Annotated in this window: 11 protein-coding genes; 3 read left to right on the top strand and 8 right to left on the bottom strand. The window is 54.1% G+C overall.

From position 1 onward, the window contains the following. Window positions 1–6: 6 nt before the first annotated feature. From parE to CWI71_RS06480, 3 genes are all read right to left on the bottom strand, one after another. On the bottom strand, window positions 7–1899 hold the full coding sequence (gene parE, locus CWI71_RS06490) for a DNA topoisomerase IV subunit B (RefSeq protein WP_126754458.1): 1893 nt from the start codon (window positions 1897–1899) through the stop codon (window positions 7–9). Between the two features lie 76 nt (window positions 1900–1975). Beyond that, window positions 1976–2416 (bottom strand): DUF1249 domain-containing protein, encoded by a 441-nt coding sequence (locus CWI71_RS06485; RefSeq protein WP_157981072.1) that lies wholly within the window; start codon window positions 2414–2416, stop codon window positions 1976–1978. Next, window positions 2413–3018: an NUDIX domain-containing protein gene (locus CWI71_RS06480; protein ID WP_126754456.1), complete on the bottom strand. Its 606-nt coding sequence runs from the start codon at window positions 3016–3018 to the stop codon at window positions 2413–2415. The genes CWI71_RS06485 and CWI71_RS06480 overlap by 4 nt, the downstream gene beginning before the upstream one ends. 287 nt (window positions 3019–3305) lie before the next feature. Here CWI71_RS06480 and tolC point away from each other — a divergent pair, with 287 nt between their 5' ends. Together tolC and lpxL are read left to right on the top strand one after the other, a co-directional pair. Further along, window positions 3306–4664 carry an outer membrane channel protein TolC gene (tolC, locus tag CWI71_RS06475; RefSeq protein ID WP_126754455.1) on the top strand — a complete coding sequence of 453 codons (1359 nt, stop codon included), beginning with the start codon at window positions 3306–3308 and terminating at the stop codon, window positions 4662–4664. Further along, the gene (lpxL, locus tag CWI71_RS06470; protein WP_126754587.1) at window positions 4657–5589 is read left to right on the top strand and encodes an LpxL/LpxP family Kdo(2)-lipid IV(A) lauroyl/palmitoleoyl acyltransferase; all 933 of its coding nucleotides are present in this window, start codon (window positions 4657–4659) and stop codon (window positions 5587–5589) included. Before tolC ends, lpxL begins: the two co-directional genes overlap by 8 nt. On the opposite strand, the gene glnE is transcribed toward lpxL, so the two are convergent. Further along, window positions 5586–8384, bottom strand: a complete 2799-nt coding sequence (gene glnE / locus CWI71_RS06465; RefSeq protein ID WP_126754454.1) for a bifunctional [glutamate--ammonia ligase]-adenylyl-L-tyrosine phosphorylase/[glutamate--ammonia-ligase] adenylyltransferase — start codon at window positions 8382–8384, stop codon at window positions 5586–5588. The genes lpxL and glnE overlap by 4 nt on opposite strands. Before the next feature lie 2 nt (window positions 8385–8386). Further along, on the bottom strand, window positions 8387–9877 hold the full coding sequence (locus CWI71_RS06460) for a CYTH domain-containing protein (protein ID WP_126754453.1): 1491 nt from the start codon (window positions 9875–9877) through the stop codon (window positions 8387–8389). Window positions 9878–10103: 226 nt separating this feature from the next. Here CWI71_RS06460 and putA point away from each other — a divergent pair, with 226 nt between their 5' ends. Then, window positions 10104–13274, top strand: coding sequence for a bifunctional proline dehydrogenase/L-glutamate gamma-semialdehyde dehydrogenase PutA (putA, locus tag CWI71_RS06455; RefSeq protein WP_126754452.1), 3171 nt, complete (start codon window positions 10104–10106; stop codon window positions 13272–13274). On the opposite strand, the gene CWI71_RS06450 is transcribed toward putA, so the two are convergent. Genes CWI71_RS06450 through CWI71_RS06440 form a run of 3 tightly spaced genes read right to left on the bottom strand, consistent with a single transcriptional unit; the run spans window position 13271 to window position 17256 of the window. After that, on the bottom strand, window positions 13271–15046 hold the full coding sequence (locus tag CWI71_RS06450) for an acyl-CoA dehydrogenase C-terminal domain-containing protein (protein ID WP_126754451.1): 1776 nt from the start codon (window positions 15044–15046) through the stop codon (window positions 13271–13273). The genes putA and CWI71_RS06450 overlap by 4 nt on opposite strands. Before the next feature lie 54 nt (window positions 15047–15100). Beyond that, entirely contained in the window at window positions 15101–15811 is a 711-nt protein-coding gene (locus tag CWI71_RS06445) for a general secretion pathway protein GspB (RefSeq protein WP_126754450.1), read from the bottom strand. Beyond that, on the bottom strand, window positions 15811–17256 hold the full coding sequence (locus CWI71_RS06440; RefSeq protein WP_126754449.1) for an ExeA family protein: 1446 nt from the start codon (window positions 17254–17256) through the stop codon (window positions 15811–15813). Before CWI71_RS06440 ends, CWI71_RS06445 begins: the two co-directional genes overlap by 1 nt. Between the last annotated feature and the right edge of the window lie 94 nt (window positions 17257–17350).

The following is a 17350-nucleotide window of genomic DNA, read 5'->3' as shown; positions in this document are numbered from 1 at the left end:
TTCTCCTTACAGCTCAGCCAGATCGACCAGGTTGCCCTTACTTTCCAACCACTCGCGACGGTCGCTTGCGCGTTTTTTGGCCAGTAACATATCCATCAGCTCTTCAGTCGCGGCAGGCTCATCCACCGTAAGCTGCACCAGCCGGCGGGTATTCGGATCCATGGTCGTTTCACGTAACTGCAGCGGGTTCATTTCACCCAGACCTTTAAAACGCTGAACGTTGACTTTGCCCTTGCGCTTTTCCGCATCAATACGATCTAAAATGCCCTGTTTCTCGTCTTCATCGAGCGCGTAAAACACTTCTTTGCCAACATCAATCCGATAAAGCGGCGGCATCGCGACATACACATGCCCATGTTCCACCAACGCGCGGAAGTGGCGCACGAACAGCGCACAGAGCAAGGTGGCGATATGCAGACCGTCAGAGTCCGCATCGGCCAGTATGCAAATCTTACCGTAGCGCAGCTTCTCCAGATCGCCAGAGTCAGGATCAACGCCAAGCGCGACAGAGATATCGTGAATTTCCTGCGAACCGAGAATTTGATCAGACTCGACCTCCCAGGTATTCAGAATTTTACCGCGCAGCGGCATCACCGCCTGAAAATCACGATCCCGCGCCTGTTTGGCAGAGCCACCGGCCGAGTCACCCTCAACCAGAAACAGTTCGCCGCGAGACGGATCCTGGGTCGCACAGTCGGTCAGTTTGCCCGGTAACGGCGGCCCCTGCGTGACTTTTTTGCGCACCACTTTCTTACTCGCGCGCATGCGCCGTTGGGCGTTATGAATACACAATTCGGCCAGTTGCTCGGCCTGCTCGGTATGTTCGTTCAGCCACAGGCTAAAGGCATCTTTAACTACGCCGGAAACAAATGCTGCCGACTGGCGCGACGACAAACGCTCTTTGGTTTGTCCGGCAAATTGCGGATCCTGCATTTTCACCGACAAAATATAAGTGCACCGCTCCCAGATGTCCTCGGGGGTCAGTTTGACCCCACGTGGCAACAGGTTACGGAACTCACAGAATTCGCGCATGGACTCCAGTAAGCCCTGGCGCAGGCCGTTAACATGGGTGCCACCCTGCGGCGTGGGGATCAGGTTTACGTAGCTCTCCGCAACGCCCTCGCCGCCTTCGGGTAGCCAGGTGACCGCCCAGTCAACCGCCTCTTCATTACCACTGAAGCTACCAATGAAGGGTTCCTCTGGCAACGTCGGTAATTCCTGCACCGCCTCGACCAGATAGTCACGCAGACCGTCGGCGTATTGCCAGGTCTGTTCACTGTTATCGATGAGGTTTTTAAAGGTAATCTTCAGGCCCGGACAGAGAACCGCTTTCGCCCGTAACAAATGGGTCATTTTAAGTACTGAGAACTTGGCCGAGTCAAAGTACTTAGGATCAGGCCAGAAACGGATGATGGTACCGGTATTACGTTTACCAACGCTACCAGTGACGGTTAAATCGCTTACCTTATCGCCGTTCTCAAAAGCCATTTCATAGACTTGCCCGTCGCGCTTGACGGTAACATCAACGCGGGTCGAAAGAGCGTTCACGACAGAAATACCTACGCCGTGTAAACCACCGGAGAAATTGTAATTTTTGTTCGAGAACTTACCACCGGCATGGAGCTTGGTCATGATCAGCTCGACCCCGGGCACGCCCTCTTCAGCGTGCACGTCAACCGGCATGCCGCGGCCATCGTCCTGCACTTCCAGCGACTGATCCGGGTGCAGAATAACCGTCAGCTCGCGCGCGTGGCCCGCTAACGCTTCATCGACGCTGTTATCAATGACTTCCTGGCCTAGGTGGTTGGGTCGGGTGGTGTCGGTATACATTCCCGGGCGACGTCGCACCGGTTCGAGGCCATTGAGGACCTCAATCGCATCTGCTTTATAGTCTGACATGCGCTCTTCTTTTCGATGACAAGAATTATAGTTATTGAATGCTCATATACTGTTACAGCTTGAGTATAAACTCAAGCTAGTATTCGGCAACCAGCCCTTGCTCACGAATAAGTTCAAGCCACTCCTGCAAAAACTGGTTCACCTGAAACTTTTCGTTGCGCTGATGCATGGCCGGATTGGGCTGAGTATAGACGGCAGCGAGACGCTGTACATTTTGACTTCGCGTAACTTCAGCAAGTTGCGCGTCATGGTAAAGCCGCACCTCAAGTTCGGTTTCGACTAAGCCCGGCAGCTTTGTCTGCAACGCATGTTGCTGAATGCGGATATCGGTGGTGTAAGGAGCGCGCTGTACGACCGCCACGCGAAAATGTAAATGGCTGCCAACTTTAATCAGCTTCTCACTGCCTTGCTTAATCTGTTTCACCAGCTTAGTTAACGCCGCATAGTTCACTGCCGCCAGCCGTTGCAGGGCGGCAAGATCGAACTGATAACGCTGACGCTTAATATCTCGGGTCATGATTGCCTGATCTGCTCCAAATGTAATTGCAACCATTGTAGTCCAATCACACTGGCTGCATTGTTAATTTTTCCCTGCTCAAGCAGGTCTACTACGTCTTGCCTTGGTAACGAATGAACACGTATATCTTCGTTCTCAGACGCCAGGCCTCCATGATTCGACGCCTTACTGCTGTCCACCTCTGCCACATAGACCGAAATTTTTTCGGTACAGCCGCCGGGGGTCGACAGATAAGTTAGGGCGTAATGCAGTTTGTCAGTCTGCAGCCCGGCCTCTTCCTCTAGCTCACGATGGGCCACCGTTTCCGCACTCTCGTCGGGCTTGTCGATCATGCCAGCCACAAATTCGATTAACCATGGCGAGTCTTCTTGTTCGAGTGCGCCAATGCGAAATTGTTCCAACACGACTAAGCGGTCGCGCTTAATGTCATAGGGTAACACCACCACCGCATGCCCGCGGTCCATGACCTCGCGATCAAACTCCTGCGACCAGCCGCCAGCAAATAAACGGTGCTTCAGCCGATAGCTGAAAATACTGAGAAACCCTTCACGAACGATCTTCTTCGCGATGATTTTGTAATCATCATGACTAAATTTTTGCACATTAAACCTTTTGCTTTTTACCAACGTCTATCAGATTTAGCTAAACTACGTTCGAGCCTTCATGCTGCATAGTTTAACAGACCCTAAGCTGGGATACGTCAGACAATGAGTTTTCGTGCACACTTCTCATAATTGGTTACATTTCTGCCAATCCTGTTGCAACTGAAAGCATGAAAGCGACGGGCTATCGGAGTATGCTAGTAATCATTCAAATGTGTATGTAAAATACCAAACTAATTTAGCAACGGTCATCTGAGCCAGACAAACAATTCAGGACTACTGAACTCATGAAAAAAACGATTTTATCTGCTGTTATCGGACTTACTTTTGCTGCAAGCAGCTCAGCGGTATACGCTGACGATCTTGCTGAAATTTTTCAATTAGCGCTGCAGAACGACCCGACGCTGAAGCAAGCTCAGGCACAACGTGATGCCGCGCAAGAAGGCGTTGACATTGCCCGGGCCGACTGGTGGCCGCAGCTTGGTTTCAGTGCCGGTTACGCGCGCAGCCAGCGGGAAACGCTGGACATCGATAGCTCAGGTAATACTTTCATGTATGACATTACCACCACCGGTTGGGATGCTGGATTTAACCTGAGTCAGAACCTGTTCAGCAAAGCCGTCTGGGAGCAGACGCAAATCGCTGAGAAACAGGCGTACCAAGCTGAAGTAAGCTACCTGAGTGAGCGCCAGCAATTAATGATTCGCGTTGTTAACGCTTATTTCACTGTGCTCGAACGTAAAGATGACCTGGAGTTCGCGCAAGCAGAAAAGCGCGCGATTGAACGTCAGTTAGAACAAACCAAGCAGCGTTTCTCAGTTGGCTTAACTGCCATCACTGACGTGCACGAAGCTCAGGCCCAGTATGATCAGGCCGTTGCGCGTGAAATCCAGGCGCAAAATGCGGTGGAAATCGCCCAGGAAAGCCTGCGTGAAATCACCGGCCGTTATCATGACAATCTGGCTGAGCTTGATACCAAAAACTTCTCACCATCGTCGCCTCAGCCTGATGAAGCTGACGCCTGGGTGCGCACTGCTGAAGACAAAAACCTGCAATTACTCGTACAACGCGTTGCGGTAGAAATCTCTGAACAGCAAATCGAGCTGGCCCAGGCCGGACATTATCCTCGCGTTTCGTTATCGGCCAGTTACGGTACTTCCGACTCTGAATCAGAAGTATTAGGTCGTACCAATGACAGCCCACGGATGGATAACTCCCGTATCGGCGTGTCGCTTGACGTGCCTATTTTCAGCGGTTTCCGCACCTCATCGCAGGCCGATCAGGCGCGCGCTAACTATGTCGCCAGCAGCCAGCAGCTTGAATCTACCCGTCGTAATGTCGAGCGTGAAGTTCGCACCTCTTATTATGATCTGGTCGCCGCTATTGCCACCATCCGCGCCCTTGAGCAGGCAGTGGTCTCGGCAGAAAGTGCGCTAAATGCCACACAAACGGGCTTTGAGGTAGGTACACGTACGATTGTTGACGTGCTTGACAGCACCCGCGACCTGTTTAATGCGCGCCGCAACCTGTCGACTGCGCGTTACAATTACATCCGCCAGTCACTGACGCTGCAGCAAGCTTCAGGTAAAATCAGTGAACAGGATCTGATGGCAATTAACGCAAGTCTGATTAATGAAAATAATTGAAAAACCTAAATTTGAAGCAAGGTTTTTATTACCGAAGTACTGGCTGACCTGGTTAGGGGTCGGCCTTCTTTATTTCATCTCTTGGTTACCTTACAAGTGGCAACTGGCACTTGGCCGCGGTCTGGGCAAGCTGTTTTACAAGTTTGTGCCGAAGCGCGCAGATATTGCCCGGCGTAATCTTGAACTGTGCTTTCCTGACAAGTCCAGTGATGAAATAGAAGCCTTAGTGCGTAAAAACATGGAAAACACCGGCATTGCGTTCTTCGAAACGGGAATGGCGTGGTGGTGGCCCGATTGGCGTATTCGTCGCAAACTGCACGTGCATGGTGTTGAGCATTTACATGCGCCCTTGCAAGAAGGCAAGGGTGTATTGCTGCTTTTATTTCACTTTCTCAGTCTTGAGGTGCACGCCCGTTTACACGGCTTTGTGCAGCCTGCAGTAGGTTTATACCGGCCACACAACAATGCCGTCATGGAATACCTGCAAACCCGGGGACGCGGTCGTTCAAATAAATACATGATTCCGCGTACCGACGTACGCAGTATGAAACAAGCGATTGACCAGGGCGAAATTGCCGGCTACCTGCCGGATCAGGATTATGGTCGCCGGCGAACGGTTTTCGCACCTTTTTTTGCGGTGCCGGAAGCCAGCACCACAACCGGTACCTTGCTGTTTGCGAGCAGCAAAAACTGTGCGGTACTGCCAACGACCTGTTTTCGTCGTGAAGATGGTAGTGGTTACGATATGACTTTTTATCCGCAGTTTGAAAACTTTCCAACCGGGGATGACGTTGCGGACGTCACCCGCGTGAATCAGATGGTCGAATACGCCATCAATCAGCGCCCCGAACAGTATCTTTGGGTTCATCGCCGTTTTAAGACACGCCCTTCTGAAACCGATCGGGATCTCTATCGCCGCGATTAATTAGCGCGGCGATCGCTCTCAGACTCCCCCGGGAACCACTCCTGCCACGCCTGCTGCACAATGGCCCGCTCTTCGGTGAAGGGCTGATGGGTTACTGAGCCGCGATCATCGAGCGCCAACTGATGCAGGTATTCGCGCTGGTGCACATACACCCGGGTCAATTGCTCCGCCTGCGCGGCGCTTAACACCCCTGCCTCACCGGCCTGCGCAAGAATACGGACATTATCGGTGTACTCAGTCAATTGCGGTGACACGTTGCTGAACCGTAGCACCAGATATTGCACTAGAAACTCGATGTCGGTAATACCACCGGTGCCCTGTTTCAAGTCAAAGCTTTGTTCGTTGTCGGCCTGCTGTTGCTTATGGCTGCGCATCTTTTCGCGCATTTCTACCACTTGTTGCGCCAGCTTATCCGCATTCCGTGGCTGACACAGTTGCTCTTTACGCATCTTGCCAAACGCCTGACACAGCTGTTGGTCACCGAATACCGGACGCGCCCGCACCAATGCCTGTAACTCCCAGGTCCAGGCGTCTTCAGCAAGGTAACTGGCGTAGGTCGCCAGGCGAGTGACCAAAAGCCCGGCCTTGCCTGAAGGGCGTAAGCGCATATCGACATCGTACAAAGTTCCGATCATGGTGCGCGTGGTGAACAGATGCAGTATGCGCTGCGCCAGGCGCAGGTAAAATTGTTGCGTCTCCACTGGCTTTACACCATCAGTTTCGCCCTGATAATCGCTGTCAGTCACAAACACCAGATCCAGATCGGAGCTATAGCTAAGCTCAATACCGCCGAGCTTGCCGTAAGCAATCACAGCAAACCCCATGTTTTCAGGCGAGCGTCCCGGCGGACAGCCATGACGCGCCACGAGTTGCTGCCACGCAAGTCGCACTACCGCGCCAATAATCGCTTCGGCAAGATAGCTCAGATGGTCGCTGACTTTCATTAACGGCAAGCCACCGCTGATATCTGCGGCGGCAATTTTCAACTGACAGGACTGCCGCGCCTGGCGCAGCGCATTCATTTGCGCTTCCAGATCATCTTCCTGCTCAGGGATGCGAAGCAGGTACTCGTCGATAATAGCGCGGTAATCATTCACGGCCGGGAGTTCATACAGGTGCTGCGGATCAATCAGTTCATCCAGTAAAATGGGCAGCTTGGCCAGATGCTGTGCAATCCAGGAGCTGGCCCGACAAAGTTTAACTAACTGTTCCCGCGCGCCGACGTTCTCGACCAGCAGCTCAACGTAGGCGGTGCGACTCATAATTCGCCGCAAAATACCGAGCACCCGCTCGAGCACTATTTCCGCATCAGCAAGTTGCAGACAGCGCTGTAACAGTAGCGGCACCAGTTTTCCCATTGCCTTGCGCCCCCGCGGCCCGCTGCCGCGTTTTCGCACTTCGTCGCGCAGTTCATTAACCAATTGCCAGATCGCTTGTGCGCGCTGTTTATTAAGTCCGTAGTCCTGCAGTACATCGAGCGCAGTCGCGTCCTCAATCATGTCCTGCCAGAGGATCTGCAACGGCCCGGCATCCTCGTCATCGGTTTCATTGTCGCCAATCACCTGCTGAAAATGCTGATGTACGGTACGCATCGCCTGCTGAATGCTGTCCAGCAGCTGCGGCCATTGCTGCTCAAACACTGCTGCTACCCGCTCTTGCGCGTCCTCGTTGTCCGGTAACGTCTGGGTCTGCTCGTCGTTCAACTCCTGCAGTGCGTGCTCGACCCGGCGCAACAACTCATAACTGCTCAGCAGTTCAGTAACCGTTTGCTGTGGTAGCAGTCCCTGCCCGGCAATGACCTCATAAGCCTGATACAGCGACTGCGTTTGCAGCTGACGTTCCTGTCCACCGCGTATCAGCTGAAAGGTCTGGGCAATAAATTCAACTTCACGAATGCCACCAGGGCCTAATTTAATATTGTTCTGCACACCCTGACGTTTGGTTTCCTGATTGATCAGGTTTTTCATTTTGCGCAATGCATCAATCGCCGAGAAGTCGATATAGCGGCGGTAAACGAAGGGGCGAAGTAACTGTCGGAACTGTTGTTCATGCTCGCTACTGGCGCCAATCAGACGCGCCTTCACCATGGCGTAACGCTCCCAGTCGCGACCTTGCTCCTGGTAATAGTATTCCAACGCGGCGAGACTGGTCACCACCGGCCCTGACTGCCCGAAGGGACGCAGCCGTAAGTCCACCCGAAACACCCTGCCATCGCCTGTTACCGTATCGAGCAGATTCACCAACCCTTGTACCAGCTTGGTGAAAAACACGTCGGTCTCAATAGGCTTGCGCTCGTGATCGGTCTCACCACGCTCGGGGTAGCAGAAAATCAAATCAATATCAGATGAGAAGTTCAGTTCACGCCCACCGAGCTTACCCATTCCGAGAACCAATAACGGCTGTGCGGCCCCCTCGCTGTCGCGGGGCACGCCATAACGGTCGCTCAAACGCGGATACAGCCAGTCACGGGCAGCAATAATAAAAGCATCAGCAGCGGCAGATAAATGTTCCAGCATGGTCGCCAACGAAAGTTGCCCGGCAATGTCTGCCGCCGCAAGACTGGCGAACCAGCGCTTACGATAGCTGCGCAGTATGCGTTGCGCTGCTGCCTCATCGTCGGCAGCTTCCAGGGCTCCTTGCAGCTTGCGCAAATAGTCCTCAGCGCCGGGCAACACTACCGTCGCGTTCTGAGCGAGCGTAACAGCATCAGGGTCCTGTTCCGTCACATCGGCAACGAACTGACTGATATGCGTTACTTTTTGCTTTACCTGTTCCGCGCTCGTGGGTTTCGTCATGATTAACTCAACCAATAGGGTTCTTGCTTTAATGCGGCCTTGCGCGAGTGCTCGAGGGCATAGAGCAGCGACTCCAGCTGCACCTGCTGCCAGTTCAGCAATCGGTCGGGTTGGCTGTCTTCATTGTCCTTTATCGCTTCGCGCAACAGCTTCAGTGCCATGATTTCGCGGATACCGCGCATCATGTCCTGCCACGGGGCCCGAAACTGCTCGCGATCTTCCTCATCGAACAGATACCCCACACAGTAACCAAGTTGCAGTGAGCTTTGCAGTAAGGGTAACTGCTTCAGATAATATTCAGGTTTGAGTTCGCCTTCTTTGGCAAAGGCATCAATCACCCCCTGCCAGTCCTCACGCAGACGCTGCGCAGCCCATTGCTTTAAAGGTAACTCGGCAATTTCCTCATGCCGCGGCTGCTGATGACAGAGCGCACCGAGCTCCAGCAAGGTCAGTTGATAGTCGTCCCGAATACTCAGGCTTTGCACCAGTTCCAGCTGAACGGCATGCTCCTGTTGCTCAAGAATGGCCTCATACAACTTCGGGTGTTGCTTGAGCGCGCGGTGATAGGCACCGTCCTCTGCGGTCAGTTCGGTCAAACCATCGTAGCGACTCAGCCAGCCCAGATGACCGAGCATCTGCTCCAGCCGCAGGATATGATCGCTGACATCCACCTCAAGTGCCGCCAGCTGCTGCAACACCACTTTACTCAGACGGATACCATCAGTGATACCGGCAACCGCCCGCACACTGGGCATTTCGGCCAGGCAGGCATCATTATGTTGCCAGTACTGTAAAGCATAAGTCAGTGCCCGGTAGAGGCCAATGCCAACCCCATCATTTGGCTCTTGAGGTACGAAATGGGCATGGGTAAAGGGTTCCAGTACCGTTTTGCCAGCCAGCAGGTAGCCCCGCGCGGCTTTACTCAGACTACCAAGTCGCGCATTCACCCGGGTAATCAGGCGTCGTGCCATTTTGTAAGCATCAGCAATGTCACCCTGTTGCACCTCAATTTCAATTTCGGCGATGGCACGTTCATGCTCCCCCGCCCGAATCACTCCCTCGTCATACACCAATTCAATGCGGCCTTCGGCACTTGGAATATGCCAGCGATGACGGGTAAAGTCGGTAGCAAAAATCTCTTCCAGCTCGCGGTTTATATCAAACAACGGGAAATCGTCAGGCCAGATATCTTCTTCAAACAGCGTCAGGTCGGGGGTATCGCTGGTCACCACAGCATTATATTCCGGGCGGGTATGCATGCCGCCCAACACTTCACCGGCAAGTTTAATGGTTTGCTCGCGCTCGTCATCATGTTGGCGGATGCGCAGCCCCATGTCATGCTGCCGTAAGCGCAAATCGGCGGTGTCAAAGTAACTGTTGCGCAAGTGCAGGGTATCGTGTTCTGCACCTTTAGCGAGACTTTGGCACAGTTGCATAATCTTTTCTCTGGCGTTGGCGTCGACCAACAGCTTTAGCTCAATTTCCTGACTCACAAACCCTCTCAGCTTAGCAAATATCCCTTACTGAATACGGTACTCGCAGCCAGCAACCGGGTCAACTGTCATGGGCTTGACAGCAGCGGCCAAAAATTGCACCGTGGGCGGCGACGAAAAGTTTAGAAAAACTGACGAAGTGGGCTTTACGCGCAGTAAAAAAGCAATATACTTGCGCGCAAATTATGTCCCCTCCAGCCTTGGGCTGAGTCCTACAGGAGATGCTATGTTCAAAGCCAGTGAAGTACTTCAGGCTCAGTATTCCGGCGCCGACCTTGGCAAGCTGCAGCGCGCTATTACCGAAAACTATATCGTTGATGAAGACGCCTACCTCAAAGAACTGATGCAATTAGTTCCTGCTGAGAATGAGGTGCTTGATCAGGTAACAGAGCGTACCGATAAGCTTGTCCGCACCGTGCGTGAGCGTGCAGATGGCGGCGGCGTTGATGCCTTTTTGCAAGAGTATAGCCTTGATACCAAAGAAGGTATCATTCTCATGTGTCTGGCTGAAGCGCTGTTGCGGGTTCCCGACGCCGCTACAGCCGACGCCCTGATCCAGGATCGCCTCTCGGGCGGTGACTGGCAAAAACACATGGGGCAAAGCGCCTCGTGGTTAGTCAACTCAGGCACATGGGGTCTGGCGCTTACCAATAGCGTCATCAACCCAACCGGTCAGCCAATGGAAACCCCGCGGGGGGTCTTCCGTCGCCTGACTCGCCGCCTGGGTATGCCGGTTGTGCGTAAGGCTACTTACGCTGCCATGCGCATTATGGGTAAGCAGTTCGTACTCGGCCGTACCATTGAAGAAGCACTGAAAAACAGTCGCGCCAACCGCGAGAAAGGCTACACGCATGCTTATGACATGCTGGGTGAAGCCGCTCTGACGATGGCTGATGCACGCCGTTACCATGCTGACTACGTCAATTCGATTAAAGTGGTGGCGGCAGAGAACTTTAATAATCCCAAAGCGCCGCGACCAACCATTTCAATCAAATTGTCCGCGCTGCACCCGCGTTATGAGGCCGCAAATCAGGAACGTGTGCTGACTGAACTGGCACAAAGCCTGACCGAGCTGGTCAAGCTGGCAAAAGAAGCGGACGTGGGCGTAACCATTGATGCCGAAGAAGCCGACCGGCTGGAGCTTTCGCTTGAGTTATTCGAGAAAGTCTATCGCAGCGGCGTATGTAAAGGCTGGCCGCGTTTTGGCGTAGTGGTTCAGGCCTACGCTAAACGTGCACTCCCGGTTCTTTGCTGGTTAACAGCACTGGCAAAAGAGTGCGGCGACGAGATACCGGTCCGGCTGGTAAAAGGCGCTTACTGGGACACTGAAATTAAGCACTGCCAGGTCAATGGCCTGACCGGCTATCCGGTGTTCACCCGCAAGGCGAATACCGACGTCAGCTATCTGGCCTGCTCGCGTTACCTGCTGTGTGATAAGACCGATGGCGCGTTATATCCGCAGTTTGCTACCCATAACGCGCAAACTGTCATGGCCATCCGCCAGATGAATGAAAGCACCAAGCGCCGCATCGAGTTTCAGCGCCTGCACGGTATGGGCGATGACCTGTACGATACTTTGTTACAGGAAGATGCCGAGACTACGGTACGTATTTACGCGCCGGTGGGTGCCCACAAAGACCTGCTGCCGTATCTGGTGCGACGCCTGTTAGAAAACGGCGCCAATACCTCATTCGTGCACAAACTGGTAGACCCGGAAACGCCGGTGGAGGAACTGACCCGGCATCCGATGCGCAGTGTGGCCAAGTATGAAAGCCTGGCTAATACCAAAATTCCATTACCGACGCAGATTTTCAGCGATCGTAAAAACTCGTTAGGATTGAACATGAACATTCACTCTCAGGCAGACGACTTCATTGCTGCAGTACAGCAGTACCGTGACAAACAGTGGCAAGGTGGCCCTATCGTCAATGGCGACGTGATTGATGACGCTCACCATCGGGTGAGCATTAACAGTCCGCAGGAAAACCAGCGCCAGATCGGCAGCATTTGTTGGGGCGATAAAGCCCTGGCCGAGCAGGCTTTAAACAGCGCGAACGCAGCCCATCGCCGTTGGCGCGATACCGATGTCGAAGTACGCGCGAAAGCGCTGGAAAAATTTGCCGACCTGATGGAAGCAAACCGCGACGAACTCATTGCACTGTGCTCTCTGGAAGCGGGCAAGAGCCTGCAGGATGGTATTGATGAGGTGCGCGAAGCCGTCGATTTCTGTCGCTATTACGCCGTCGAAGCACGCAAACTGATGGGGGAAGGCACCACGTTGCCAGGACCGACCGGTGAGACCAACGAGCTCTTCGTTGAGGGCCGCGGTACCTTTATCTGTATCAGCCCGTGGAACTTCCCGTTAGCTATCTTTACTGGCCAGGTCGTTGCCGCGCTGGTAACCGGTAACTGCGTGATCGCGAAACCGGCCGAGCAGACCGGCTTAATTGCCTTCCGTGCAGTGCAACTGTTACTGGAAGCTGGTGTTCCGGGTGATGTTGTTCACTTTATGCCGGGTAGCGGTGCTGAAGTCGGCTCGTTCCTGGTTAGCCAGGAAAACATCGGTGGTGTTTGTTTCACCGGTTCAAGCTACACCGCACAATCGATTAACCGTGCGCTGGCGGCGCGGACCGGCGCCATCGTACCGCTTATCGCCGAGACCGGTGGCCAGAATGCCATGCTGATTGACTCGACAGCCTTACCTGAGCAGGCCGTTACCGATATCGTTGCCAGTGCGTTCAAGAGCGCCGGTCAGCGTTGCTCAGCGCTACGCGTACTGTTCGTGCAGGAAGATATCGCTGATCGCGTGATTGACTTGCTCAAAGGCGCAATGGCGGAACTTCAGGTGGGCGACCCGATGTTGCATGAAACCGACGTCGGTCCGGTCATTGACGGTGTTGCGAAGAGCAACCTCGAGCAACATGTTTCCGATATTTCGCAAGCAGGCCGTCTGATTGCGCGCGCGCCCATGCCTGATTACACCAATGGCGGTACCTTTGTTGCGCCGACCGCAATTGAAATCGACAGCATCAATCAGTTGGTGAAGGAAAACTTTGGCCCGATCCTGCACGTTATCCGTTACTCAACAGATAACCTTGATGAAGTCATTCACAGTATTAATGCCACAGGCTTTGGTTTGACGTTCGGCATTCACAGTCGCAATGAAACCTTTGCTGAAGATGTCGCGCGCCGCATTGATGTAGGTAACGTGTACATTAACCGCAATCAGGTAGGTGCTGTGGTCGGTGTCCAGCCGTTTGGTGGCCGTGGTCTGTCAGGAACGGGTCCGAAAGCGGGCGGTCCACACTACCTTACCCGCTTTATCACTGAGAAAACCCGCAGCAATAACATCACTGCGGTCGGTGGTAACGCGACCCTGCTGTCACTGGGCGACTAAAAGTCACCCAATTCATGCAAATAAAGCGACTGGCTGCCGTCCTCAATGGCGGCGGCCAGCCCTTCAATCCGCGGCAATAGTCGCGCCATGTAAAACTTCGCGGTTTTAATTTTACTTGCCAGTTGTGGCCGCCCACTGGCCAGCGGTTGTGCCGCTTTGGCCATGCGTAACCACAAATAGCCATAAGTCACGTAACCGAGCAGATGCAGATACTCCACTGCGACGCTGTTAATCACATTCTCATCGCCCGCGACCTGCTTGAGCACATGCTCGGTAAGCTGCTTCGTACGCTGCACAGCTTTGTCCAACTGCGCGTATTCTGTCGCAAGTTCAGGCATAGGCTCCGCCAGCAACGCTGCAATATCGGCCATAAGCGGTTTGAGTAATTCGCCGCGCGAGCCAGCGACTTTACGTCCTAACAGATCCAGCGCCTGAATACCGTTCGTGCCTTCGTAAATTTGCGCAATGCGACAGTCCCGCACCAGTTGCTCCTGACCCCATTCGCGGACGTAACCGTGGCCACCGAATACTTGCTGACCAATCACCGTTGCCTCAAATCCGGTATCGGTAATAAAGGCTTTCGCAACCGGTGTTAACAACGCGACCAAAGCCTCAGCGCGGGACTTTTCCTCACTGTCCTCACTGTATTTTGCAATATCCAGCTGTTGTCCGACGTAGGTCGAAAACGCACGTCCGCCTTCTACCAGCGCTTTCATGGTTAGCAGCATGCGCCGCACATCACCATGTACCAGTAACGGATCGGCTTCTTTATCCATATTCCGGCCGGCCAGCGCGCCGCGTCCCTGCAAACGCTCCTGCGCATACTCAAGCGCATTCTGATAAGAACGCGCCGCGGCGCCCAGGCCCTGAATGCCAACGCCCAGACGCTCGTAGTTCATCATGGTGAACATTGCCTTCAGGCCCTGATGCGGTTCGCCAATTAACCAACCTTTGGCGCCATCAAAGTTCATGACACAGGTCGCCGAACCATGAATCCCCATTTTGTGTTCGACCGAACCGCACTTCACGGTATTTCGCTCGCCGGGCTGGCCTTGGTTATCGGGCAAGAACTTGGGTACTAACAGCAGGCTAATCCCCTTACTTCCCGGCGGTGCGTCAGGTAGTTTCGCCAGCACCAGATGAACAATGTTGTCGGTCAGATCATGCTCACCGCCGGTAATGAATATTTTTGTACCGGTTACCGAATAAGTACCATCGGGCTGTGGTTCAGCTTTGGTGCGAATAATTCCCAGATCGGTTCCCGCGTGCGGTTCCGTCAGGCACATGGTGCCAGTCCACTCGCCCGAGGTCATGCGCGGCAAATAAAGCTGTTTTAGCTCATCGCTGGCGTAGGCATCAATGGTGATGATTGCGCCTGAGGTCAGGCCGGGGTAGAGGGAAAATGAGATATCAGCTGCGCAGAGCATTTCTTCGTATTGAGCAGAGAGCGCTTTCGGCAAGCCCATGCCGCCAAAATCCGGGTTGGCTGTCACCCCTACCCAGCCACCTGCTGCGAGTTGCTGGAAATTCTCACGATAACTCGCAGGGGTTTTTACTTCACCGTCCTGAAAGTGTACGCCTTCTTCATCGGCTGCGCGGGCATGAGGCGCGATCAAGGTTTCCGCCAATTTTGCCGCTTCATCAATAATGGCGCTGGCCATATCCAAATCAACTTCGGCCAGAGCTGGGAAGCGGGCCCAGTCTTTATCTACCTGGAACACGTCCTGGAGTAAAAACTGCATGTCATCACGGGGAACTCGATAATCAGCCATCGCACACCTCTAAAAAATCAAACAGTGAATTTAAACAGGTGTTTTAATAACAACTTATGGCGAACTTGTCCAGTCTTCCAGCGCAGGTTGTTGAAAGGCCTGCTGGCCGAGGACCAGAACAACGTGATTCGGCGCGATAGTAAGTACCTGAATTCCTTTCCAGAAGTCGCCCTGACGTAAGCGCTGCCCAGCGAGTTCCACAAAACGCTCAGGAACACGGGATGAATACTGATGCGCGTCGTAGGTAAAACCTGGGATTTGTCGGCGTACCTCTGGTGGCAATTGCTCGATTCGCGGCAATACCGATTGCTGCCTGTCGCCCGCAGCACCATTGCCAGTCGCCGCAATCGCCTCTTCAAAGGCAGCCAGCAGCTCCGCCGGAACCTGATTCAAGTCCACGCCCTGCCCGGCATCCAGTGCCGGTGGCGAGGCAAACGTCGACTCGGTAGGTTGGGCTTCTGCGGTGGGTTGAGTGTCTTCGGTCGTTTGCGCAACGGGTAAGCTTACCTGGCGCACGGGTGCCGGCTCACCCAGACGAATCGGTAGCGTCTGGCCCTCTGCTGCCGTCCCGGGCGGCACGGTGGTGCGCAACAGGAATACGGAACTGGCAAACCAGCCAAGTGCCAGCGCGGCCACCAGCGCAAGTACCAGCCAGACCCATGGGTGGCGCCGTGACCGGGGCGGCAGCGGTGCCAGTTGTACCGGCTGCTGTTGCGGAATCAGGTCGGACTGCTGTTGGCGCAGAGCTTTTAAAACTGAAGACATTAGCGATTCTCCGCCGTTGCGGCCGTCAGACGAGGCCCGAGTTCCGTATGATGACTGGTAAGCCAGGCCAGCGTCAGCGCGTCAAATTCGCCACTAACCGGGAGTCCCTGGCGCTGCTGCAGTGTTTGCGCCAGCGCGTTTAAGTCATCGGTAGTGTTCTGCCGGTAGGTCGACAGTGTTTGTTTCAGCCAGTCCTGATAGGTCTCCGGTGCAGTGATCTGATAGCCCGGAGGGTTCGGCCAAAGCGCCATGAACTCGCCGGTCCAGTTCGCTTGCGGCGTACTTTGCGCGTCGCCGATAAACTGCCAGCTACCGTCATCAAGACGCAGTATTGCCGGTAAATTCAGGGCCAGAATGCGGTCAAACCGCAGCCGCCCACGCACACAACTCAACTGATATTCCTCAACCCAGCGACACAGCTCCTGTTGTCGCGGCAACTGCGGTAATTGCCAGTGGCGTAGCAGCTCCTGCACGCCTTCTTGTGCTGCCGGCGTAGCCTTTACCGGCCGCTCCTGTGCCGTTGTCGCTGGCAGCGTGTCACTGAGCTGCCAGGCGCCAATCGCGCCGCCAATAAATACCGCAAGCACTAATCCGGCCGCCACAGCCCAGCGCGGTGGCCCACCGACCGGCTGCTGTTCCGCTTCACCCAATTCACGCGCGGCAGTGCGCATCTGTTGTTTTCCTACGGTCTGCACCTGGTCGTTATAGGCCGCCAGTAGTGCGCGATCACAGAGCAAGTTCAGCCGCCGCGGGATACCCCCACTGAGTTGATGGACCAGACGCACGGCAGCTGGCTCAAACAGTGCGCGTTGCGCGCCCGCCACCTGTAAGCGGTAGTTGATGTAGCGCTCGGTATCCGTCGGTTGCAGCGGCAGTAAGTGATAGCGGGCGGTAATGCGTTGCGCCAGTTGTCTGAGCTCGCGCCGCCGTAACAGATCCTGTAACTCTGGCTGGCCGATTAAAATGACCCTTAGCAGCTTATTTTGGTTGGTTTCCAGATTGGTGAGTAAGCGTAACTGTTCCAACACCTGAGGTCGCAGATGCTGCGCTTCATCAATCAGTACGACACACTGCTCCCCTTGCGCATGAGCGTCGAGCAGGAACTCCGAAAGTTTATCCGTCAGGCGTTTATTGGTGATGTTGCGTTTCGCGTAACGAATGCCAAATTCATCGCACAGCGTTGCCAGCAACTCGGTTTCATTCAGCATGGGGTTGAGGATAAACGCGGTGCGGGTCTGTTCCGGCAATTGCTCCAGCAGTGCCCGTGATACCGTCGTCTTACCGGTACCTACCTCGCCGGTCAGCAAAATAAAACCGCCACTCCCCTGCAGGCCATAACTTAAGTGCGCCAACGCCTCCTGATGCCGCTCGCTTAAATAAAGAAAGTGCGGATCCGGCGCAATTGAAAAGGGTTCTGTTTGTAAGCCAAAGTAATTCAGATACATAGTCTGTCTACATTCACCAAGCTGAAGCAAGCTCCAGTGTAACGATTGACTTGCATCAGGGCTAGTCATTAGCGATCATCAAATAAATTATTAA

Source organism: Pseudidiomarina insulisalsae (assembly GCF_003987065.1).
Classification (GTDB): Bacteria; Pseudomonadota; Gammaproteobacteria; order Enterobacterales; family Alteromonadaceae; genus Pseudidiomarina; species Pseudidiomarina insulisalsae.
The sequence above is the reverse complement of the archived record's forward strand: the minus strand, read 5'-3'. Positions and strand labels throughout refer to the sequence as shown.

What these genes read in the sequence shown, in the direction of transcription:
- parE (WP_126754458.1), bottom strand. Translation starts at nt 1,899, where the DNA reads ATGTCAGACTATAAAGCAGATGCGATTGAGGTCCTCAATGGCCTCGAA.
- CWI71_RS06485 (WP_157981072.1), bottom strand. Translation starts at nt 2,416, where the DNA reads ATGACCCGAGATATTAAGCGTCAGCGTTATCAGTTCGATCTTGCCGCC.
- tolC (WP_126754455.1), top strand. Translation starts at nt 3,306, where the DNA reads ATGAAAAAAACGATTTTATCTGCTGTTATCGGACTTACTTTTGCTGCA.
- glnE (WP_126754454.1), bottom strand. Translation starts at nt 8,384, where the DNA reads ATGACGAAACCCACGAGCGCGGAACAGGTAAAGCAAAAAGTAACGCAT.
- putA (WP_126754452.1), top strand. Translation starts at nt 10,104, where the DNA reads ATGTTCAAAGCCAGTGAAGTACTTCAGGCTCAGTATTCCGGCGCCGAC.
- CWI71_RS06450 (WP_126754451.1), bottom strand. Translation starts at nt 15,046, where the DNA reads ATGGCTGATTATCGAGTTCCCCGTGATGACATGCAGTTTTTACTCCAG.
- CWI71_RS06445 (WP_126754450.1), bottom strand. Translation starts at nt 15,811, where the DNA reads ATGTCTTCAGTTTTAAAAGCTCTGCGCCAACAGCAGTCCGACCTGATT.
- CWI71_RS06440 (WP_126754449.1), bottom strand. Translation starts at nt 17,256, where the DNA reads ATGTATCTGAATTACTTTGGCTTACAAACAGAACCCTTTTCAATTGCG.